At 72.9% G+C, this 20168-nt stretch carries 20 protein-coding genes; 14 read left to right on the top strand and 6 right to left on the bottom strand.

Going from position 1 to position 20168, the window contains the following annotated elements; all coding sequences use genetic code 11:
• Position 1: 1 nt before the first annotated feature.
• From ACWC9R_RS32570 to ACWC9R_RS32555, 4 genes are all read left to right on the top strand, one after another.
• Positions 2–763, top strand: a complete 762-nt coding sequence (locus ACWC9R_RS32570) for an SDR family NAD(P)-dependent oxidoreductase (protein WP_450736972.1) — start codon at positions 2–4, stop codon at positions 761–763.
• Positions 742–1830, top strand: coding sequence for a threonine aldolase family protein (locus ACWC9R_RS32565; RefSeq protein ID WP_450736954.1), 1089 nt, complete (start codon positions 742–744; stop codon positions 1828–1830). Before ACWC9R_RS32570 ends, ACWC9R_RS32565 begins: the two co-directional genes overlap by 22 nt.
• A 96-nt stretch (positions 1831–1926) precedes the next feature.
• Entirely contained in the window at positions 1927–2544 is a 618-nt protein-coding gene (locus ACWC9R_RS32560; protein ID WP_450736952.1) for a transglutaminase domain-containing protein, read from the top strand.
• Between the two features lie 12 nt (positions 2545–2556).
• A complete protein-coding gene (locus tag ACWC9R_RS32555) occupies positions 2557–3282 on the top strand; it encodes a B3/B4 domain-containing protein (protein ID WP_450736951.1) in 726 nt (241 codons plus the stop codon).
• Positions 3283–3323: 41 nt separating this feature from the next.
• On the opposite strand, the gene ACWC9R_RS32550 is transcribed toward ACWC9R_RS32555, so the two are convergent.
• Positions 3324–4040, bottom strand: a complete 717-nt coding sequence (locus tag ACWC9R_RS32550; RefSeq protein ID WP_450736949.1) for a lysophospholipid acyltransferase family protein — start codon at positions 4038–4040, stop codon at positions 3324–3326.
• Positions 4041–4198: 158 nt separating this feature from the next.
• The gene (locus ACWC9R_RS32545; RefSeq protein WP_450736947.1) at positions 4199–4615 is read right to left on the bottom strand and encodes a DUF4395 domain-containing protein; all 417 of its coding nucleotides are present in this window, start codon (positions 4613–4615) and stop codon (positions 4199–4201) included.
• 75 nt (positions 4616–4690) lie between these two features.
• On the opposite strand from ACWC9R_RS32545, the gene ACWC9R_RS32540 reads away from it, so the two are divergent.
• From ACWC9R_RS32540 to ACWC9R_RS32525, 4 genes are all read left to right on the top strand, one after another.
• Complete coding sequence (locus ACWC9R_RS32540) at positions 4691–5110, top strand: TlpA family protein disulfide reductase (protein ID WP_450736945.1); 420 nt, start codon at positions 4691–4693, stop codon at positions 5108–5110.
• Positions 5111–5335: 225 nt separating this feature from the next.
• A complete protein-coding gene (locus tag ACWC9R_RS32535; protein ID WP_450736970.1) occupies positions 5336–5842 on the top strand; it encodes a flavin reductase family protein in 507 nt (168 codons plus the stop codon).
• A 239-nt stretch (positions 5843–6081) separates the two neighbouring features.
• Complete coding sequence (locus ACWC9R_RS32530) at positions 6082–6867, top strand: electron transfer flavoprotein subunit beta/FixA family protein (protein WP_450736943.1); 786 nt, start codon at positions 6082–6084, stop codon at positions 6865–6867.
• Positions 6868–6918: 51 nt separating this feature from the next.
• On the top strand, positions 6919–7881 hold the full coding sequence (locus ACWC9R_RS32525) for an electron transfer flavoprotein subunit alpha/FixB family protein (protein ID WP_450736941.1): 963 nt from the start codon (positions 6919–6921) through the stop codon (positions 7879–7881).
• Between the two features lie 127 nt (positions 7882–8008).
• On the opposite strand, the gene ACWC9R_RS32520 is transcribed toward ACWC9R_RS32525, so the two are convergent.
• On the bottom strand, positions 8009–8524 hold the full coding sequence (locus ACWC9R_RS32520) for a DinB family protein (protein ID WP_450736939.1): 516 nt from the start codon (positions 8522–8524) through the stop codon (positions 8009–8011).
• 195 nt (positions 8525–8719) lie between these two features.
• Between ACWC9R_RS32520 and ACWC9R_RS32515 the strand changes: the two genes are divergently transcribed.
• On the top strand, positions 8720–10006 hold the full coding sequence (locus ACWC9R_RS32515) for a DUF6986 family protein (protein ID WP_450736938.1): 1287 nt from the start codon (positions 8720–8722) through the stop codon (positions 10004–10006).
• A 98-nt stretch (positions 10007–10104) separates the two neighbouring features.
• Here the strand turns inward: ACWC9R_RS32515 and ACWC9R_RS32510 are convergent, their stop codons facing one another.
• Complete coding sequence (locus ACWC9R_RS32510) at positions 10105–10731, bottom strand: TetR/AcrR family transcriptional regulator (protein WP_450736936.1); 627 nt, start codon at positions 10729–10731, stop codon at positions 10105–10107.
• A gap of 72 nt (positions 10732–10803) precedes the next feature.
• On the opposite strand from ACWC9R_RS32510, the gene ACWC9R_RS32505 reads away from it, so the two are divergent.
• Positions 10804–11106, top strand: coding sequence for a hypothetical protein (locus tag ACWC9R_RS32505; protein WP_450736934.1), 303 nt, complete (start codon positions 10804–10806; stop codon positions 11104–11106).
• Positions 11103–11309, top strand: a complete 207-nt coding sequence (locus ACWC9R_RS32500) for a hypothetical protein (protein ID WP_450736933.1) — start codon at positions 11103–11105, stop codon at positions 11307–11309. The genes ACWC9R_RS32505 and ACWC9R_RS32500 overlap by 4 nt, the downstream gene beginning before the upstream one ends.
• Positions 11310–11455: 146 nt before the next feature.
• Here the strand turns inward: ACWC9R_RS32500 and ACWC9R_RS32495 are convergent, their stop codons facing one another.
• Entirely contained in the window at positions 11456–12496 is a 1041-nt protein-coding gene (locus ACWC9R_RS32495) for a LacI family DNA-binding transcriptional regulator (protein ID WP_450736931.1), read from the bottom strand.
• 142 nt (positions 12497–12638) lie between these two features.
• Between ACWC9R_RS32495 and ACWC9R_RS32490 the strand changes: the two genes are divergently transcribed.
• Positions 12639–13592: an ROK family protein gene (locus tag ACWC9R_RS32490; RefSeq protein ID WP_450736929.1), complete on the top strand. Its 954-nt coding sequence runs from the start codon at positions 12639–12641 to the stop codon at positions 13590–13592.
• Between the two features lie 270 nt (positions 13593–13862).
• Positions 13863–15800: a protein kinase domain-containing protein gene (locus ACWC9R_RS32485; protein WP_450736968.1), complete on the top strand. Its 1938-nt coding sequence runs from the start codon at positions 13863–13865 to the stop codon at positions 15798–15800.
• Positions 15801–15877: 77 nt separating this feature from the next.
• On the opposite strand, the gene ACWC9R_RS32480 is transcribed toward ACWC9R_RS32485, so the two are convergent.
• On the bottom strand, positions 15878–17962 hold the full coding sequence (locus ACWC9R_RS32480) for an NPCBM/NEW2 domain-containing protein (protein WP_450736928.1): 2085 nt from the start codon (positions 17960–17962) through the stop codon (positions 15878–15880).
• Positions 17963–18940: 978 nt separating this feature from the next.
• On the opposite strand from ACWC9R_RS32480, the gene ACWC9R_RS32475 reads away from it, so the two are divergent.
• Positions 18941–19975 (top strand): NUDIX domain-containing protein, encoded by a 1035-nt coding sequence (locus ACWC9R_RS32475; RefSeq protein ID WP_450736926.1) that lies wholly within the window; start codon positions 18941–18943, stop codon positions 19973–19975.
• The last annotated feature ends 193 nt before the right edge of the window (positions 19976–20168 follow it).

Here is a 20168-nt window from a genome sequence, read left to right as displayed (position 1 = left end):
GATGGGTACTTCGACGGGCGGCCAGGGGCCGCTGGAGGGTGCGGTCATCGCGGTGGCGGGCGCGGCCGGACCGGCCGGGCGCGCGACCCTGTTGCGGCTGGCCGAGGCGGGTGCGGTGGTCGTCGGCTCGGACTCGAACCCCGAGCGGCTGGCGGAGGCCGTGGACGCGGCCCGCTACGCCCACGGCGGCGCCACGGTGATAGGGGACACCGTGGACCTTCTCGACCTGGACCAGGCCCGTGAATGGGCGGACCGTACGGAGAAGGAGTTCGGCCGGATCGACGGTCTGGTACACCTCGTCGGCGGCTGGCGCGGCTCCGCCACCTTCGCGGAGACCGACCTCACCGACTGGGACGTGCTCCACAAGCTGCTGGTCCGCACGGTCCAGCACACCTCCCTCGCCTTCTACGACGCCCTGGAGCGCAGCGGCAACGGCCGTTTTCTCCTCACCAGCGCGGCCGGCGCCGGCAAGCCCACCAGCGGCAACGCCGCCTACGCGGCCTCCAAGGCCGCGGCCGAGGCCTGGACGCTGGCCATGGCGGACGGTTTCCGCAAGGCGGGGGGCGAGCAGGGGCCGCGTGCCGCTGCTGCCATCCTGATCGTGAAGGCGCTCGTCAACGACCAGATGCGCGCCGAGCGACCGAACGCGAAGTTCGCGGGCTTCACGGACGTCACGGAGCTGGCCGAGGCCATCGCCGGGGTCTGGAGCCGGCCCGCCCAGGAAGTGAATGGACAGCGTCTGTGGCTGACCCCCGAGCCGTGACCGGAGCGAAGACCGACGCCCGGCAGCACCACGACCCCGAGATACGCGGCTTCGCCAGCGACAACTACGCGGGCGCGCACCCCGAGGTGCTCGCCGCGCTCGCCCTCGCCAACGGCGGCCACCAGGTCGCCTACGGCGAGGACGACTACACCGCGCACCTCCAGCGCGTCTTCCGCAGCCACTTCGGGCAGCGCGCCGAGGCGTTCCCGGTGTTCAACGGCACCGGCGCCAACGTCGTCGCCCTGCAGGCCGTGACCGACCGCTGGGGTGCGGTGATCGCCGCGGATTCCGCGCATATCCACGTCGACGAGTGCGGTGCGCCCGAGCGGGTCGGCGGGCTCAAGCTGCTCACCGTACCCACCGAGGACGGCAAGCTCACCCCCGAGCTGATCGACCGCGAGGCGTACGGCTGGGACGACGAACACCGCGCCATGCCGCAGGTCGTCTCGATCACCCAGAGCACGGAGCTGGGCACGGTCTACACGCCGGACGAGATCCGGGCCATCTGCGAACACGCCCATGAGCGCGGCATGGTGGTGCATCTGGACGGCTCGCGGATAGCCAACGCCGCGGCGACCCTCGATGTCCCGATGCGGGCCTTCACCAACGCCGTGGGTGTCGACATCCTCTCCTTCGGCGGCACCAAGAACGGTGCGGTCTTCGGTGAGGCCGTGGTCGTGCTCAACCCCGACCGGGTACGGGCGATGAAGCATCTGCGGAAGCTGTCCATGCAGCTGGCCTCCAAGATGCGCTTCGTCTCCGTCCAGCTGGAGGCGCTGCTCGCCAAGGACCTGTGGCTGCGCAACGCCCGGCACGCCAACACCATGGCGCAGCGGCTGGCGGCCGGCGTGCGGGAGATCGGCGGGGTGGAGATCCTCTACCCCGTGCAGTCCAACGGGGTGTTCGCCAGGCTGCCGCACGACGTCAGCGAGCGGCTCCAGAAGCGCTACCGCTTCTACTTCTGGGACGAGTCGGCCGGCGTGGTGCGCTGGATGTGCGCCTTCGACACCGCCGAGGAGGACGTCGACGGCTTCCTCGCCGCACTCCGCGAGGAGCTGGGCCGCTGAGCGGCACCGAAGCCTGGAGAACACCAACTGCATAATTATGCGCCCGGCCGAAAAGTCATTGACTCTCGGCCGGGCGCGTCGTTACGCTCCCCGGGCATGGAGCTGATCCAGAACGCCCCGGAAATCTCTGCCTACTTGGCCGCCGACGAGGTCATCGACCACGAGCACCCACGCGTCCGGGCCACCGCCGCCACCCTCTCCGCTGACGCCCCCGACGCATACGCATACGCCAAGGCCGCCTTCGAGTTCGTCCGCGACGCCATCCCGCACAGTCAGGACGTCGGTGACGAGCGCAGCGAGATGGGGGTCCCCCCGGCCGAAGGGTGGGGGAGGGTCACCTGGCGCGCCTCGGACGTCCTCGCGCAGCGCACCGGCATCTGCTACGCCAAGGCGCACGCCCTCGCGGCCCTGCTGCGCGCCGAGGGCATCCCCACCGCGCTGTGCTACCAGAAGTTCGACGTTCTCCACGGCCTGGTCGCCGTCAGGCTGCCCGGCGAGGACCGCTGGGCCCGGCAGGACCCGCGGGGCAACAAGCCGGGCGTCGACGCGCAGTTCCGCCTCGACCGGGAGCAGCTCGCGTTCGTCGTCCGGCCGGAGTTCAATGAAGTGGACTGTCCGGTGCTATTTGCTGAACCGCACCCGGCCGTGCTGAAATGCCTCCGGGAGGCCGTCGACCGGCCTCACCTGTGGCAGACGCTCCCCACCGACCTCTGAGGAACGGCCCTGATGTCCAGCCCTTCGCAGGCCCCCGACCTGACCTGTGCCTTGCAGGTCTCCGACGAGGTGCGCGCCCTGGCACCCGGTTTCAGCTGGCTCGCCGTCGAGGCCCACGGCCTGACCAACGGGCCCAGCGACGAGGCCGGTGCGGCGCTGCTGGACGACGCCGCCCGCCGGCTGGCCGAGCGCCTCGACGGGCGCGCCCCGCAGGACGATCCGCATCTCGCCGCCTGGCGCGCCGCGTACACCGCCTTCGGCAGCAAGCCCTCACGCACCCGCAACTCCGCCGAGGCGCTGGCCCGGCGCGCGCTCGCGGACGGCGGGCTGCCGCGCATCAACCGGCTGGTCGACCTCTACAACGCCGTCAGCGTCGCGCACCTCGTCCCTGTGGGTGGCGAGGACCTGGACCTTATCCAGGGCGGTATGCGGCTCGTCCGGGCCACCGGCGACGAGCCGTTCGTGACCGCGGCCGGGGGCGCCGAGGTCATCGAGCACCCCGACGCGGGCGAGGTGGTCTGGTGCGACGACGAGGGCGTCACCTGCCGCCGCTGGAACTGGCGGCAGGGCGTCCGCACCCGTCTCACCGAGGACTCGGTCAGCGCCCTCTTCCTGCTGGAGCGGCTGGCCCCCATGCCGCTCGACGCGCTGACGGCCGCGGGCATCGAGCTGGCCGAGGCGCTGCGCCGGGCCTGCCCGGACGCCCGGATCGAGGTCGGTGAGATCCGCTCCTGCTGATCCGGGCCGGTCCCGGGGCCGTCAGGCGAGACGGCCGGGCGTCAGGCGAGACGGCCGGGCGCCGCCGGGGCGGTCCCGCCGAGGTGCGCCGGAATCCACCAGGTGTCCTCGGCGTCCTTGGGGCGCACGGGGTAGGCGCGCTGGGCCGCCTCCAGCAGGTCCTGCACCCGGGACCGCAGCCGGTCGGTGATCTTCTCGGCCTGCTCGTCCGGGTCGGCCTCCATCGGCTCGCCCACCCGGATCGTTATCGGGAAGTGGTTCCGGCCCAGATCGCGCTTGTGGCCCTTGGTCCACAGGCGCTGGGTGCCCCACAGTGCCACCGGCAGCAGCGGCACCCCGGCCTCCTGGGCCAGCCGCGCCGCACCGGACTTGAAGGTCTTCAGGGTGAAGGACTCGGAGATGGTCGCCTCGGGGAAGACCCCGATGATCTCACCCGAACGCAGGGCGGACAGCGCGTGCTTGTACGCGTGGATGCCCTGGCCGCGGTCCACGGGGATGTGCTTCATCGCGCGCATCAGCGGACCGGACACTTTGTGGCGGAAGACCGACTCCTTGGCCATGAAGCGCACCAGCCGCTTGGCCGGCCGCGCGGTGAGCCCGGCGAAGACGAAGTCCAGGTACCCGATGTGATTGCTCACCAGAACCGCCCCGCCGCGGCGCGGAATGTGGTCCGTCCCGGCGATGTCGAATTTCAGATCCAGCGCCTTGAAGAGCGTACGGGCGGCGCCGATCACCGGCGGATAGACGAGCTCTGCCATTGTCCGGAGGACCCCTTTTCCACGCCTGGGGAGGGTTCTCCCGGCGGAAACCTACGCAGTCGTAACTGCGGCTTTCGGGAGATCGTGCCCGAAGTCGGCCGCGGCGGCCAGCGCGCCGGCCGCCCCGGCCGGGAGATTCTTGTCACGTGGTGACCGCTTCAGCCCACCGCCCGCCGCACCAGAAGGTACATCTCGCACCCCAGGCAGTACCCGAAAACGGCGTTGAGGAAGGCCGCCGCGAGCGCGCAGCCGGTGGCCGCGAGCCCCAGCCATTCCGGCCCCACGGCGTAACCGGCCAGTCCCACCGCCGCGAAGAACAGCCCGACACTCTGGGCGAAGCGCGGCGGGCCGGGGTCCTCGAAGGCGGTGGGCGGGGACAGCCACGGGCGCACCGCCACCCTGAACAGCCAGGCGTACGGCGACCGCGGCACCCCCGCCACCGCCCCGAGGGCGAAGACCACCGCCTGGCAGGCCAGCAGCGGGGCGCTGCCGGTGACCAGTACGGCCGCCAGCACGACGGCCGTCACCGCCGCCCCGAACCTCGGGCCCCGTGCGTCGATCCGGTCGATAGCCATGCCCCCACCCTGCCGCAGACCGGGCCGGATGCGGGGCCGGGAATCTTTGCGGTCTCGTGAACGCTGCACCCCTCGATGACAGGACTCATGGTGTGCCTCGCGGTGCTCGCTGCGGCGAGCGTCTTCGGCGTGTGGCACCAACGCCGCAATGGGAGGCTGACGGTGCGGGAGCGGGACGAGACGGCGCGGCTGGGCGCCGCCGAGATCGGCGCGGCGCTGGGGGAGCGGGCCACCCTCGTGCAGTTCTCCAGCGCCTTCTGCCAGCCCTGCCGGGCCACCCGGCGCACTCTCACCGAAGTGGCCGGCATGGTCGAGGGCGTGGCCCATGTCGAGATCGACGCGGAGGACCATCTGGACCTCGTACGGCGGCTCCAGGTGCTGCGTACCCCCACGGTGCTGGTGCTCGACGCGGACGGGGCGATCGTGCGCCGCGCCTCCGGGCAGCCCCGGAAGGCGGATGTGATCGCGGCGCTGGGTGCCGCCGTCCGTGATTGATCTCCCAGATGGCGGGCGCCCCTTGACGCTGTGGGTCACGAATCGTCACTCTGACGTGATGCGGCCAGGACCCCTTCTCTACGGACGCGCCCACGTCGACCTTCTGCGGACTGCCAGCGCCCGCTGTCCGGGCGTGTGAGCAGCGACGACCCCTCTGCCGTCGGCCGCCGCACGGCCGCCGACGGCTCCGCCCGGGCCCGTACCCGACAGCAGAAGGACAACTCCATGACGGCCCTGACCGGCCTCGGCACGCCGCACACCGCCTCTCCCGAGCTCCTGCGCTCGGTCTTCCGGCAGCACGCCGCCGGCGTCGCGGTGATCACCGCACCCGGCGCCCGCCCCGCGGGATTCACCGCCACCTCCCTCACCTCCGTCGCCGCCGACCCGCCGCTGCTCTCGTTCGGCGTGGGCACCGGCTCCTCCAGCTGGCCGGCCGTCTCGGAGGCCGAGCACATCGGCGTCCACATACTCGGCGAGCACCAGCAGGAGCTGGCCGCCACCTTCGCCCGCAGCGGCGCCGACCGCTTCGGCCCCGCCACCGCCTGGCGCACCGGCCCCGAGGGCGTGCCCCTCCTGGACGGCGTACTGGCCTGGCTGGTGTGCAAGGTCGTGGCGCGGGTCCCGGCCGGCGACCACCGCATCGTGCTCGCCCAGCCCGTGGTCGGTGACCCCGCCGGGCCCGGCCGTCCGCTCCTCTATCACCAGGGCCGTTTCAACGCGCTCCGGGACTGACGGTCCGTCGCCGGAACCCGACACGCGCGAGTTCCGGCGCGGCTTCCTCTTCACCTGTTCAGGGCCGTTGGCAACGTCACATTTCGACGGCCTTGATTCGGGGCACGAGACTGGATGTACTGGCGAGTAATATGACGGTCGGCGTGGGGAACCGACTCCGACCGGGAGCCGCCCCAACAGGCGCCTATGCTGCCAGCACAAGGCAGTTCTGAAGAGACGAAGCAGGTAGGAGAGTCGGCGTGAGCTTGAGGATCGTTGTCTGTGTGAAGTACGTGCCCGACGCCACCGGCGACCGGCACTTCGCCGAGGACCTGACCGTCGACCGGGACGACGTGGACGGTCTTCTCTCGGAGCTCGACGAGTACGCCGTCGAGCAGGCCCTGCAGATCAAGGAAGCGGCCGACGACGCGGAGATCACGGTCCTCACCGTCGGTCCCGAGGACGCCAACGACGCCCTGCGCAAGGCGCTGTCGATGGGCGCCGACAAGGCCGTCCACGTCGAGGACGACGACCTGCACGGCACCGACGCGCTCGGCACCTCCCTCGTGCTCGCCAAGGCCATCGAGAAGACCGGCTACGACCTCGTCGTCTGCGGCATGGCCTCCACCGACGGCACGATGGGTGTGCTGCCCGCGCTGCTCGCCGAGCGGCTGAGCGTTCCTCAGGTCACCCAGCTCTCCGAGGTGTCCGTCGCCGACGGCAAGGTCACCGGCCGCCGGGACGGCGACACCGCCAGCGAGCAGCTGGAGGCCGCGCTGCCGGCCGTCGTGTCCGTCACCGACCAGTCGGGCGAGGCGCGTTACCCCTCCTTCAAGGGCATCATGGCCGCCAAGAAGAAGCCGGTGGAGTCCCTGGACCTGGAGGACCTGGAGATCGAGGCGGACGAGGTCGGCCTTGAGGGTGCCTGGACCAAGGTCGAGGACGCCACCGAGCGCCCGGCCCGTACGGCGGGCACGGTCGTCAAGGACGAGGGCGAGGGCGCCAAGCAGCTCGCCGAGTTCCTCGCGGGCCAGAAGTTCATCTGAGCCGCGTAGTCCTTCCCCCGCCCTCATTCTTCCCCGCAGGAGAGCAATCCCATGGCTGAAGTTCTTGTCTACGTCGACCACGTGGACGGCGCCGTCCGCAAGCCCACCCTCGAACTGCTCACCCTCGCCCGCCGCATCGGCGAGCCGGTAGCGGTGCACCTCGGCCCGAACGCCGACGAGGCCGCCAAGGTCCTCGGCGAGCACGGCGCCGTCAAGGTCCTGGCCGCCGACGCGCCCGAGTTCGCCGAGTACCTCGTCGCCCCCAAGGTCGACGCGCTGCAGGCCGCCTACGACGCCGTCTCCCCGGCCGCCGTGCTGCTGCCGTCCTCCGCGGAGGGCAAGGAGATCGGTGCCCGCCTCGCGGTCCGCATCGGCTCCGGCATCATCACCGACGCCGTCGACCTGGAGGCCGGCGACGAGGGCCCGGTGGCCACGCAGTCCGTCTTCGCGGCCTCGTACACCACCAAGTCCCGTGTCTCCAAGGGCACCCCGGTCATCACCGTCAAGCCCAACTCCGCCGCCCCGGAGGCCGCGTCGGCCGCCGGCACGGTCGAGCAGCTCGCGGTGACCGTCGCCGACTCCTCCAAGGGCACCAAGATCGTCTCGCGCACCCCGCGTGAGTCGACCGGCCGCCCGGACCTGACCGAGGCCGCGATCGTGGTCTCCGGTGGCCGTGGCGTCAACGGCGCCGAGAACTTCCCGGTCATCGAGGCGCTCGCCGACTCGCTCGGCGCGGCCGTCGGCGCCTCGCGTGCCGCGGTGGACGCCGGCTGGTACCCGCACACCAACCAGGTCGGCCAGACCGGTAAGTCGGTCTCGCCGCAGCTGTACATCGCGGCCGGCATCTCCGGTGCGATCCAGCACCGCGCCGGTATGCAGACCTCGAAGACGATCGTCGCCATCAACAAGGACGAAGAGGCGCCGATCTTCGAGCTGGTCGACTACGGCGTGGTCGGCGACCTCTTCGACGTCGTCCCGGCCCTCACCGACGAGGTCAAGACCCGCAAGGGCTGAACCCGTCGCGGTGCCGGTCTCTCCGGCGCAGGCCCGAGGCCCCGTACGCACGCTGCGTACGGGGCCTCGGGTGTCCGCGGCCGAAGGGGTGCCGCGGAGGCGTTGCCGGACGGTCCTGCCTCGCGTCCTAGTCGCCCGTCACGCCGTCGATCCGCTCGCGGAGCAGGTCCGCGTGGCCGTTGTGCCGCGCATACTCCTCGATCATGTGGACGTAGATCCAGCGCAGGCTCCGCGCGCCCCGGGTGCCGGTGAAGGTCTCGTCCAGCCCGCGGTCCGCCACGGCCTTGTCGCAGGCCTCGGTCTCGGCGCGGAAGGCCGCGAACTGCGCCTCGGCGGCGGACGGGTCGAGATCCTCGAAGTCGGCGTCGGGGCGGGCCTCGGTGAAGTAGAGGTCACCGGCCGGCTCGCCGAGGAAGCGCTGGCGGAACCAGGCCCGTTCGACCTCCGTCATGTGGCGCACCAGGCCGAGCAGGGTCAGGTTGGACGGTGCGCTGCTCGCCTGGACGAGCTGGTCACCGGTGAGTCCGGTGCACTTGGTCAGCAGGGTGTCGCGATGGAAGTCGAGCCAGCCTTGCAGCATCTCCCGTTCACCGGCCACGGTGGGGAGTTCTCGGCGCTCGACGGAGGGTGCGGTCCATGTCATGCGGGTGAGTCTGCTGCGGCCGGGGTCGTGGCGCCACGGGATTTCGGGGGCGGGTGGCCGCCCGTGACCTGCGCCGCCCGGGGCGAGGGGTGTTGACCTCGTCGAACGACCCGGATAACTTCGCTATACGGATTGTTGATTCCGTTACGCGGAATACGCGCGATTGTCGGGTGTGAGCACCGGGAGGGGCAGCGAATGGGGCAGCAGGAGACCGTGGCGACGAGCCTCGCGGACACCGTACGCGAGGGCATCGGCGCCGCTCTCGCCCAGGTGGACGCGGATCTGGCGCGGCGCTACCCGGGCGATCCCGGCACCCGCCAGCCGGTCCACACGGTCTATGTCCCCGGCGATGTCTTCGCCGCCGACACCCTGCGTTCCTGGGGCGACCAGGCCCTCGCCGCCCTCGACGCCCACGCCCCCGACGCCGGGGCGCTCGCCGCCGTCCTCGGCATCCCCGACGGGCTCGCCGCCGACGTCCACGACCGGGTCCGCGCCAAGCTGGCCCGTGAGCCCGTCGAGGACCTGCGCATCGACTTCGAGGACGGCTACGGCCCCCGCCCGGACGCCGAGGAGGACGCCGCCGCGGCCCGCGCCGCCGCCCTGGTCGCCGCCGCGTACGAGACCGGCACCGCGGCCCCCTGCATGGGTATCCGGATGAAGTGCATGGAGGCCGCCGTCCGTGACCGCGGCATCCGCACCCTCGACATCTTCCTCACCGGCCTGATGGAGGCCGGCGGGCTGCCCGACGGCCTGGTCCTCACGCTGCCCAAGGTGACCTACGCCGAGCAGGTCACCGCCATGGTCCGGCTGCTGGAGGCGTTCGAGAAGGCGCGCGGCCTGGAGAGCGGCCGGATCGGCTTCGAGATCCAGATCGAGACCACCCAGTCGATCCTGGGTGCCGACGGCCGGGCCACCGTCGCCCGCATGATCGAGGCGGCCGAGGGCCGCGCCACGTCCCTGCACTACGGCACCTTCGACTACAGCGCCTCCTGCGGCGTCAGCGCCGCCCACCAGTCCCTCGACCACCCGGTGGCCGACCACGCCAAGGCCGTGATGCAGGTCGCGGCGGCGGGCACCGGCGTACGGCTCTCGGACGGCTCGACCAACGTCCTCCCGGTCGGCCCGACCGAGCGGGTCCACGAGGCCTGGCGGCTCCACCACGGCCTGGTGAGCCGCTCGTTGGCCCGCGCCTACTACCAGGGCTGGGACATGCACCCGGCCCATCTGCCCACCCGCTACGCGGCGGTCTACGCCTTCTACCGCGGGGGCCTGGAGCAGGCGGCGGCCCGGCTCGCGGCGTACGTCGCCAAGGCCGGCGGCGACGTCATGGACGAGCCCGCCACCGCCAAGGCACTGAGCGGCTATCTGCTGCGTGGCCTGGACTGCGGCGCCCTGGACACCGCCGAGGTCGCCCGGCTGTCCGGCCTGACCCGCGCCGACCTGAACGCCCTCGCGGGCCGCCCGACGGCCACGACTGCCTGAGAGCAACAGGCCAACTTGGCGCGTGATGCGGTGAGTTGACCGTCACCCTTCCATGTGTGAACGAGGCCCCCGCCGATCCGGCGGGGGCCTCGTCCGTGTCAGTCCGCCGCCGGTCCGAGGTCGTCGACATGGGCGCGCAGGACGGCGGCGCAGGTCGTCGCGTCCAGGACCTCGGGCCGCAGGACGGCGGTGAAACCGAGGCCGTCCAGCAGGGACGTCAGCCGCTCGGTCTCGGTCTCGACGCTCAGCCCCGGCCGCAGCCCGCCCGCCGAGTCGAGCCGGGTGAGGATGCGGCGCACCAGGGTCCGGGTGGCGACCGCGGCCTCATGGGCCAGGCCGTCGAGCGTGGGATCGGTGCGCGCCGCCGTGGAGAAGTCGACGAGGACGGTCACCTCGGCGCGCCGTGCGTCGTCCAGGGGCAGCAGCTCGGAGAGCAGTTCCACCGCGATCCGGCGGATGCGGGGCCCGGAGAGGCCGTCCAGATCGCCCAGTTCGTCGATCCGGCGCCGGAGCCGCTCGGCGACCCGGTCCACCATCGACCGCATCGCGAAGCACATCAGCTCCTCCTGGCCGGCGAAGTAGTGCCGGACCGAACCGATGTTGAGCCGCGCCTCGTCGGCGACGGCGCGCAGGGAGGCGCGCTGGAGGCCGTCGCGTACGGCCACGCGGAGGAGGGCGTCCACGACCTCGCGGCGCCGGGCTTCCCGGTCCACCTGTTTGGGCATGGACCCTTTCTATCACGGCTGTGATAAATTGTTTTCTATCACACTCGTGATACAAAAATGGGAGAGGTGGCCATGGAACAGGTCCTGAACCTTCTGCTGCTGCGCTTCGGCCTGCTCGTCGGCGGTCTGGTGGTGCTGGCCCTGCTGGTCTTCGCGGTGGCGCTGGCGCTCCGGCGACGGGGGAGGCTCGGCGAGCTGCGGCGGTATGCGGCGCCCGCCGCGCGTGCCGTGAGCCGTCACCTGGACGACCGCGGCACCACGCGGGGCCGGGGTGCCTCCCGGGCGGGCGGCTCGCTGGCCGGGGTGGCACTCAAGGCCGCGGCCCGCCGCCTGGACGACGGGCGCGGGCGGCGGGAGCGGGGTGCGGGCCGATGACCGGCGGCGGCCCGCTGACGGGGTCCGGGGCCGTCCTCGCCCGGGGCGGGGACGACGGTGCGGGGCTGGTCCACCACCTGCTGGTGGACCAGGCGCTCAAGGCCGGCATCGTGCTCGTCGCGCTGATCGCGCTCGGGCTGGGGATGGCGCTCCTCTGGAGGAGGGCCGGCCGCGCCGGGCCCCGGCGCCGCGAGGACCGGTGACGGCGGGGGGGTGACGGCTCATGACGACGGGCGGCGATGGCTCGTGGTGACGGGGGTGCGGCGGCCCGTGGCGCCGGGGCGTGGCTGCTCGCCGATCCCGCGGCGCCCGGCGGTTCGCCGGTCCACGGCGGTCGGCTGACGGGAGTTCAGCCCTCCGACGGCGGGATCTCGCCCGAGCCGCGGGGGATCAGCCGGGTGGGTATGTCCATCCGGCGGGGTGCGTCATCGGCGCCGTCGAGCCGGCGGAAGAGCAGCTGCGCCGCCGTACGGCCCAGGCGGGCGGCGTCCTGGGCGACGACGGTGATGGCCGGGTCGACCAGATCGGCGAGTTCGAAGTCGTCGAAGCCGACGAGGGCGACCGGGCGCGGGTGGCCGGCGAGCACCCGCACCGCCGTGACCGTGACGCGGTTGTTGCCCGCGAACAGCGCGGTCACCGGCTGCGGGCCGGCCAGCATGGCGGTGGCGGCGGACCGCACCCGCTCCGGCGCGGTCGTGCCGAGGGACACCCAGGACTCGTCAACGGGCAGGCCGGCGGCGGCCATTGCCGTGCGGTAGCCGCGCAGCCGCTCATGGGCGGTGTGAATCCTGGGCTGGTCGCCGATGAAGCCGATCCGGCGGTGGCCGTGCGCGATGAGATGGGCCACCGCGTCCCGCGCGCCGCCGAAGCTGTCGGAGAGGACGGCATCGGCGTCGATGCGGCCGGCCGGGCGGTCGACGAAGACCGTGGCTATCCCGGCCGCGATCTCCGGCTCCAGGTACCGGTGGTCGTCCGCGGCCGGGATGATGACCAGGCCGTCCACCCGCCGGGCGCACAGGGCCAGCACCAACTCCTGTTCCCTGGCCGGGTCCTCGGCGCTGGAGCCGTTGATCAGCAGTGCGCCGTGGCTGCGGGCGACCTCCTCGACGGCGCGGTTGAGCGGGCCGTAGAAGGGGTCGGCGAGGTCCTCCAGCACCAGGCCGATGCTGGCCGTGCGGCCCTTGCGCAGGATGCGGGCGGAGTCGTTGCGGCGGAACCCCAGGGCCGTGATGGCCTCCTGGACGCGCCGCTCGGTGTCCGGGGTGACCCCCGGTTCGCCGTTGACCACACGGGAGACCGTCTTGAGGCCGACGCCGGCGCGTGCCGCGACATCCTTCATGGTGGGCCGGGTGCCATAGCGGCGGGACGTGCCCCGCGCGGTGTCGGTCACGGTGAGCGGTCCTGATTCTGTCGGCGTCGGCGTGTGGCGTCGAGCATAGCCTCTAGACAACGTTGTCAATCGCGGGGAGACTGGCGTTCTCACGCCGGGCCGGTACGCTCGGCCCCCGGGCCCACCAGGAGATTCCACACAGATGCAGACCGACCTCAGCGCAGCCTTGGACATTGGCGGCACCAAGATCGCCGGCGCTCTGGTGGACCCCCGCGGCAGACTGCTCGTACGGGCTGCCCGGCCCACGCCCGCCGACGAGGACGCGGCGACGGTGATGCGCGCGGTGGCCGAGGTGATCGGCGAGCTGGCGGCGGGGCCGGACTGGGCGCGGGTGGCGGCCGTCGGTATCGGCAGCGCGGGCCCGGTGGACGCCGCCACCGGCACCGTCAGTCCGGTCAACATCCCCGGCTGGCGCGACTTCCCGCTGGTCGCCGGGGTGCGGGCGCTCGTGGGGGAGCGTCCCGTCGTGCTGGTCGGTGACGGCGTCGCGATGACCGCGGCCGAGCACTGGCAGGGCGCCGCCCGGGGCCACGCCAACGCCCTGTGCATGGTGGTCTCCACCGGCGTCGGCGGCGGGCTCGTCCTCAACGGCCGGCTGCACCCGGGGCCCACAGGAAACGCCGGGCACATCGGCCACATCACCGTCGACGTCGACGGCGACCCCTGCCCGTGCGGCTCCCGCGGCTGTGTCGAACGGATCGCCAGCGGCCCCAACATCGCCCGCCGGGCGCTGGCCAACGGCTGGCAGCCGGGCCCCGACGGCGACACCAGCGCGGCCGCCGTCGCCGCCGCCGCGCATGCCGGGGACCCGGTCGCCCTGCGCTCCTTCGAGCGGGCGGCCCGCGCGCTGGCCGCCGGAATCGCCGCCACCGCCACGCTCGTCGAGATAGACATCGCGGTCATCGGCGGGGGAGTGGCGGGCGCGGGCGAGGTCCTCTTCCGGCCCCTGCGTACGGCCCTGCGGGACTTCGCGAAGCTGTCGTTCGTGTCGGGCCTGACGGTCGTACCCGCCCAAATGGGCACGGACGCCGGGGTGGTGGGCGCCGCGGCCGCCGCACAGCAGTCGCGTCTCGACGCGTTCGTCCCCGCGCCCTGACCTCACCCCCGCGCGCCCCTGCGCCCCCTAATCTGGTGCCCATCGCGACGGCCGCCGTGACGCACACGGGATTCGGCAGGGCTACCGGTATCGAGGGGATCGACAACGGTGACAACGGGGGAGCGTGCGCAGGACGGGGCGGACGGGGAGCCCGGGGCGAACGGTGCGAGCGGGCCGGGCGAGCCGTCGCGGAGCGTTGACGGCGGAGCGGGTTCCGGCGCGCCCGGCGCCGCCGCGGCGAGCGGGTCGCCGGGCGGCCCCGACGCGGATCTGAACGGGCGGCTGCTGGGCGGCCGTTACCGCGTGACCGGCCGGATCGGGCGCGGCGGCATGGGAGTGGTCTGCCGCGCCGTCGACGAGGTGCTGGGCCGCGAGGTCGCGGTCAAGGTCCTGCGCGCCTACACCGATGCCTCCGCTCCGGAACTGGCCGATCTGCGCACCCGGATGCAGCGCGAGGCACGGGCCGCGGCCCGCATCCGGCACTCCGGTGTGATCACCGTCCACGACGTCCTGGACGAGGACGGCCGGCCCGTCATCGTCATGGAGCTGGTGGACGGCCCCTCGCTGGACGATGTGCTGCAGGAGCGGGGCACCCTCGAACCCCGGGAGATCGCCCGGATCGGCGCTCAGGTGATGGCAGCCCTGGACGCCGCCCACCGGGCCGGCGTGCTGCACCGCGATGTGAAGCCCGGCAATGTGCTGCTGGACGGCTGGGGGCACGGACCGGGCCGTCCGGGCGGCGGGGGAGGCCGGGTGGTGCTCACCGACTTCGGCATCGCCAGCATCGACGCCCCGGGCGACGGCGCGACCACCCATCTCACCCGCAGCGGCGAACTCGTCGGCTCCCTCGACTACTTGCCGCCCGAGCGGGCCCAGGGCCAGGACCCCACCCCCGCCTCGGACATCTGGTCGCTCGGGATGACGCTGTACGCGGCGGTCGAGGGCGGCGGCGCGCCGTTCCGCCGTACGTCGGTGTGGTCGACGCTCACCGCGATCGTCACGGATGCGCTCCCCGAGCCCCGGCGGGCCGGGCCGCTGACCCCGGTGCTCCATGCCCTGATGGCCAAGAACCCGGCCGACCGGCCCTCCGCCGCCGAGGCCCGTGGCCTGCTGGCGGCGGTGGCGGAGGGCCGCGCGCCCACGCCGCTGCCGGCGCCCGCGGCGCCGCACCCGCCCACGGTGGCCGATGTCCGGGCGGCGGCCCCGCCGGACGGCCGGCTTCCCGGCCCGGTACCGCAGGCCGGCCCGGCGGCACCCCGGCCCACACCACAACCGGCACCGCCCGCTCCGGCACCGCCGGCGACGCCGCACTCCGCGACCGCCGGGCACCCCACGCCGGGCGCCACCGGCCCGTACCCGGCGAACCCCACCGGACGGCAGGCCGGACCGGACGCCGTACGAGCTGCCGAGCGGGAGACCGAACGGGTTCCCGCGCGAGGGCGGCCTCGTGTGGCCCTGGCCGTGGCGGCGGTGCTGGCCGTGCTCGTGGCGGGTGGCGGCATCACGTATGGGCTGGTCGGCGGCGGGCCGGGCAAGGCGGTCGCGGAGCGCGGGCCGTCGGCCGGGCCGGGCGGGCCGGACCGCCGGGACGCGGCCGACGGCAGGACCGACGGCCGGAACGACGCCAGGGGCAACCACGAGGGCGGCACAGGCAACGGCAAGGGACAGGACGGCGGGCGGAGTGGGCCGCCGTCCTCGTCGGACCGGCCCTCGGACGGCGCGGGGGCCAACGCCCCCGAACCCGGTGGTGCGGGCGGGCGTCAGGGCGGGCAGGACGGTGGCGCGGGGGAATCCGACGGGGGCGCCGACGGCGGGAGCGGTTCGGGCGGGGGCCACGGCGGTGCGTCCGGCGGGACCGACGGGGGCGGTGACGGCGGTGGTGACGGCGGCGGTGGTGACGGCGCCGGTGGTGAGCCGACGGACAGGACGTCGTGCCAGGCGATCGGCGGCGGCAGGGCCAACTGCGAGGTCTGGCGCGGCGCGGACTCGTACACCGCGTCGTTCCAGCGGGTCGGCACCCTCACCATGGGCACCAACTACTTCTACTGCCAGGCGAGGCTGGGGCGCCGGGAGACCTACGGGAAGTGGACGAACGTCTGGTGGGCCAAGACCGATGACGACAGCGGCCATTCCGGTGTCTACGTCAGCGTCGTCTACCTCAAGGGCGGGGAGAACGACGAGCCGGTCCCCGGACTGCGCACCTGCTGACTCCGGATGCGCGGCCCGGGTGCCGGGCGGACCGGCGGGCCCGCCCGGCAGCGACGGCCGCCCCGGCGACCGCCGTCTCAGCAGCGGAACGTGGCGTCCGCCCAGTCGGCGTGGTCGTAGTCGATGCCGTCCCCGCCGTCCGTCACGACCAGCCGGACGGTCTGCGCACCGGCGACCGGGGCGCTGACGTCCCGCGCGGGGTCCTCACCGGTCACCGGGGAGACCCGGGCGACCCGTTCGCCGTCGGCCCACACCTCGAAGCCCACCGAGCCACGGTCCCCGGCCTCGTCGTCGACGCCGACCCGGGCGCTGAACGCGGAGCACCGCCCGCCCGTGTAGAAGCTCACCTCGCCGGCGGCATGGACGCCCAGGCCCTTCGCGAAGCCGGTGCCGCCGATGCGGATCGGTCTGCCGTCCCCGGCGGCCTCCTCCCCGACGCTGGTGTTCCTCTCCACCGGGCCCCAGCCGTTGGCGGCGGTGAGCCAGGGGAGGGCGGCGGCGTCCGCGGTCCCGGCCGGCGGGGGCACGACGACATGGGCCGTGCCGGGCAGGGTCGTGGTGATCCGCGCGCCGCCCGGGGAGCGGTAGTCGGCGGTCAGCGGCAGGGCGTAGGCGCCGGGCGCGGTGCCGGACGGCGCGGAGATCCGCCAGCTGGTGCGGAACGTCCGGCCGCCGGGCAGGGCGCGGGCCGACGCGGGTGAGGTGGCCTCGGCCCGCCAGCCCCGCGGCGCCCTGAGCGTCACGGTGAGGTCCTTGGCGGGGGTGCCGCCCAGGTTGCGCACGGTGGAGCGGAGCCCGGCGGCGGTGCCGGCCTCGACCAGCGGCGTACGGTCGGTGCCGGTCTCGGTGGCCGGCGGGTAGGTGGCCCAGCGCGGGTCGGCGGAGACACGGTAGACGGTGGTGCCGTGCGCCGGGACGGTCGCGGAGACGGTGCCCGTGGTGTGGGTGTCCCGGTGCTGCCACAGATCACGCAGCCGGTAGCCGTCGGCCTGCGGCAGGCCGAGGTCCCTGGCCGTGGTGGAGATCCGCTGCGGCCGCCCGGTCTCGTTGAACAGCGCCACCGCACGGTCACCGTTGGCCAGTTGGCGGACCACCGTCCAGCGTCCGTCCTCGGACTTCAGCACCGTGGCCTGCTTGCCCAGCGGGTCCTGGTCGACGGCGATGACGTCCTTGTTGGACAGGATCTCGAAGGTCTCCGGGGTCGCCTTGCGCAGATCGGAGCCGATCAGCAGCGGAGCGGCCATCATCGACCACAGCGAGAAGTGGCTGCGGTACTCGGTGTCCGTCATCCCGCCGTTGCCGACCTCCAGCATGTCCGGGTCGTTCCAGTGCCCGGGGCCGGCGTGGGGTGCGAGCGGCAGGTTCTGCTTGGCGAGGGCGAGCATGCTCGACCACGAGTCGCTGATGTCGCCGGTGGTGCGCCACAGATGCCCTACGTCCGACGCCCACTCCCAGGGCTTGTTCTCGCCCCACTCGCAGATGCTGTAGACGATGGGCCGCCCGGTGGCCTCGAGCGCGTCCCGCATGGCCCGGTACCGCTGCTTGGCGTCCACACCCATGTTGTTGCAGTTGTCGTACTTGAGGTAGTCCACACCCCAGTCGGCGAACTGCCGGGCGTCGGACTTCTCATGGCCCAGCCCGCCGGGGAACCCGGCCGGGTTGCAGGTCTTGATCCCGGCGCTCGTGTAGATGCCGAACTTGAGGCCCTTCGCGTGCACGTAGTCGGCCAGCGCCTTGATGCCGTGCGGGAAGCGCCGCGGGTCCGGTACGAGCTTGCCGTCCCCGTCGCGGGTGGGCAGCGCCCAGCAGTCGTCGAGGTTGACGTACTCGTAGCCGGCGGCCTTGAGGCCCTTGGTGACGAAGAGGTCGGCGATGCCCTTGACCATCTCCTCGTTGAACTCCGCCCGGCACTGGGTGGAGTTCCAGTTGTTGAAGCCCATCGGGGGCGTCTTCGCGAGGCCGCCGGGGAGCCGGTGGGCCTCCGCGGCGCCGGCGGTACGGGCGGTACTCGCGCCGGGGGCGGTTCCGGGGGCCGGGGCGCCGGGTGTCCGGGCCGTGGCGGGCAGGGCGGTCACTCCTGCGGTACACAGCAGCGCGGCGGACAGCGCTCCGATGATTCTTCGCTGACCTTGCCGATGGATGGTGCGGAAATGAACGCGCATGCTTCGCGTCCTCCGTCTTCGCGAGAGGTGTGGTGGGGTTCGGTACCGGTCGCGTGCGAGTGTTTACGGTAGGGCTTGTTGGAGTCTGTTGGAAGAGGAGCGGTCGCGGTTCCTGACGAAGGCTCACCAACCCCGTGACTCTCCCGCCCCATCAGAGCGACATCCCGCCAACTCACGTTGATTTCTGTTTGGTTCACCCCTGGGAGAGCAACCTGACCCCGTGAGCGTGCGGCGCCCCGCCGGCACCCGGGTAAGCGACAGAACATCGGAGGTCCCGACGGCCCCTTGCGACGGTTCTCGTGGGGCATGACACCCGGCGCCAAGAAGGTGACCTTCCCCCACCCACCCCGACCGCCCCGGAAGCCGCACCCGAAGAAAACCTTCGCCCCGGCCATTCACGGCGTACGAGCAGAAGTCACCGACGAGAGGAAGGCCAATACCCCGGACTCCCCGGCAATGGACGACGACTCCCTCCACTTGTCATCGCCGTACGGACCGCATTCCCCCGCACCTTCCGCACGTTCCTTCCGGCCCCTTTCCCGCGCAGCCTCCCGCGGGAAATCCTGGAGACCGCGGCCGTCGAAGGAGTGAGTGCCCGGGCGCGGTATCCGCGGGCGCGCGCAAGGGTCGGGCGGAACCGTGAGGAACCAGCCGCCGGGCCCCATGGGCCGCCGTCATATGCGGCACTCCATGGGGCGGCGGCGGTCCGGAAACCCGGTATCGGGTGGGGGTTTCGGTACAGGAGGGGCGGGGGAGCGCTTGTTAGCCGGGGGCTTTCGCGGCGGCGGATACGGTGACCGAGCATCCGCCGCGCGGCATTTCTCGATCGGCGGGTCCATGGGTGAGCGAAGGCCCCCGGGCCGGGCCGATGGTCGAATGTGCAACGTTCCCGGTCGTGCGCGCGGCCCCTGGTTCCCGAGCGTTTCCGTGGCAGGGTGTTGCGGGCAACTCACCTGGGTCTAGGGAAGAGGGGAAACCGTGATCGTCTGGCTGAACGGCGCGTTCGGTGCGGGCAAGACCAGTACGGCTCATGAATTGCTCGACCTGCTTCCCGGAAGCACGCTCTACGACCCCGAACTCCTCGGCAGCGGACTGCGGTTGATGCTGCCGGCCAAGCGGTTCGAGGAGATCGACGACTACCAGGACCTGCCGGCCTGGCGGCGCATGGTCGTGGACACCGCGGCGGCCCTGCTCACCGAGGTCCCCGGTCCGCTGGTGGCGCCGATGACGCTGCTGCGCCAGGAGTACCGCGACGAGATCTTCGGCGCCCTCGCCGCCCGCCGGATACCCGTACGGCATGTGCTGCTGCACACCGAGGAAACGATCCTGCGGACGCGGATAGCGCAGCGCGAGGAGATCCCGGGCGACGCCGCGACGAACCAGTCGGTCCGCCGGTGGTGCCTGGAACACCTCGGGCCGTACGCCGACGCCCTGCCGTGGTTGCGCGGCGACGCACACGTCGTGGACACCACCCGGCTGACGCCCCGGCAGGCCGCCGAACAGGTCGCCGAGGCGGTCCGTACCGGCGCCGGCGCCTGCGACATCGTGCAGACCCCCGAACCGACCGCCGAGACGCTCGCCGCCGGTGTGCTGCTCTTCGACGACCAGGACCGGGTACTGCTCGTCGACCCGACCTACAAGGCCGGCTGGGAGTTCCCCGGCGGCGTCGTGGAACGCGGAGAGGCCCCCGCACAGGCCGGAGTACGCGAGGTCGCCGAGGAACTCGGCATCGAACTGCCCCACGCGCTGCGGCTGCTGGTCCTGGACTGGGAAGCGCCTGCGCCTCCCGGCTTCGGTGGCCTCCGACTGCTCTACGACGGCGGTACGCTGCCCGCCGACCGCATCAGCAAGCTGTTGCTTCCCGGCGCGGAGCTGCGTGAATGGCGCTTCGCGACGGAGGCGGAGGCGCGGCAGATGCTGCCGCCGGTTCGCTGGAACCGGCTCCACTGGGCGCTCCGCGCGCGTGAACGCGGTTGCCCCCTCCATCTTGAGGCGGGTGTCCCTTTGGGGTAGCCCCCATGGTTTCCCCCCCTCCGCTGCGTGGGGCGTGGGTGCGGGTGGTGTTTGCGGGTGCCTCCGCCGTTGCGCCTGCGGCGGGCGGGGTCCGCTGCGCGGGGCTGTCGGGGTGCGGTGACGGGCCTCCGGGGCCTGGTGTGTGGACTGCTTAGGATTAAAGGCACACACCCCGCCCCACCGGCCCCACCCC

It is taken from the genome of Streptomyces sp. NPDC001219 (assembly GCF_053597915.1).
Note: the sequence above shows the minus strand (reverse complement) of the source record. Positions and strands in the feature narration are given on the sequence as shown.

What these genes read in the sequence shown, in the direction of transcription:
- ACWC9R_RS32570 (WP_450736972.1), top strand. Translation starts at nt 2, where the DNA reads ATGGGTACTTCGACGGGCGGCCAGGGGCCGCTGGAGGGTGCGGTCATC.
- ACWC9R_RS32560 (WP_450736952.1), top strand. Translation starts at nt 1,927, where the DNA reads ATGGAGCTGATCCAGAACGCCCCGGAAATCTCTGCCTACTTGGCCGCC.
- ACWC9R_RS32555 (WP_450736951.1), top strand. Translation starts at nt 2,557, where the DNA reads ATGTCCAGCCCTTCGCAGGCCCCCGACCTGACCTGTGCCTTGCAGGTC.
- ACWC9R_RS32550 (WP_450736949.1), bottom strand. Translation starts at nt 4,040, where the DNA reads ATGGCAGAGCTCGTCTATCCGCCGGTGATCGGCGCCGCCCGTACGCTC.
- ACWC9R_RS32545 (WP_450736947.1), bottom strand. Translation starts at nt 4,615, where the DNA reads ATGGCTATCGACCGGATCGACGCACGGGGCCCGAGGTTCGGGGCGGCG.
- ACWC9R_RS32540 (WP_450736945.1), top strand. Translation starts at nt 4,691, where the DNA reads ATGACAGGACTCATGGTGTGCCTCGCGGTGCTCGCTGCGGCGAGCGTC.
- ACWC9R_RS32535 (WP_450736970.1), top strand. Translation starts at nt 5,336, where the DNA reads ATGACGGCCCTGACCGGCCTCGGCACGCCGCACACCGCCTCTCCCGAG.
- ACWC9R_RS32525 (WP_450736941.1), top strand. Translation starts at nt 6,919, where the DNA reads ATGGCTGAAGTTCTTGTCTACGTCGACCACGTGGACGGCGCCGTCCGC.
- ACWC9R_RS32520 (WP_450736939.1), bottom strand. Translation starts at nt 8,524, where the DNA reads ATGACATGGACCGCACCCTCCGTCGAGCGCCGAGAACTCCCCACCGTG.
- ACWC9R_RS32515 (WP_450736938.1), top strand. Translation starts at nt 8,720, where the DNA reads ATGGGGCAGCAGGAGACCGTGGCGACGAGCCTCGCGGACACCGTACGC.
- ACWC9R_RS32510 (WP_450736936.1), bottom strand. Translation starts at nt 10,731, where the DNA reads ATGCCCAAACAGGTGGACCGGGAAGCCCGGCGCCGCGAGGTCGTGGAC.
- ACWC9R_RS32505 (WP_450736934.1), top strand. Translation starts at nt 10,804, where the DNA reads ATGGAACAGGTCCTGAACCTTCTGCTGCTGCGCTTCGGCCTGCTCGTC.
- ACWC9R_RS32500 (WP_450736933.1), top strand. Translation starts at nt 11,103, where the DNA reads ATGACCGGCGGCGGCCCGCTGACGGGGTCCGGGGCCGTCCTCGCCCGG.
- ACWC9R_RS32490 (WP_450736929.1), top strand. Translation starts at nt 12,639, where the DNA reads ATGCAGACCGACCTCAGCGCAGCCTTGGACATTGGCGGCACCAAGATC.
- ACWC9R_RS32480 (WP_450736928.1), bottom strand. Translation starts at nt 17,962, where the DNA reads ATGCGCGTTCATTTCCGCACCATCCATCGGCAAGGTCAGCGAAGAATC.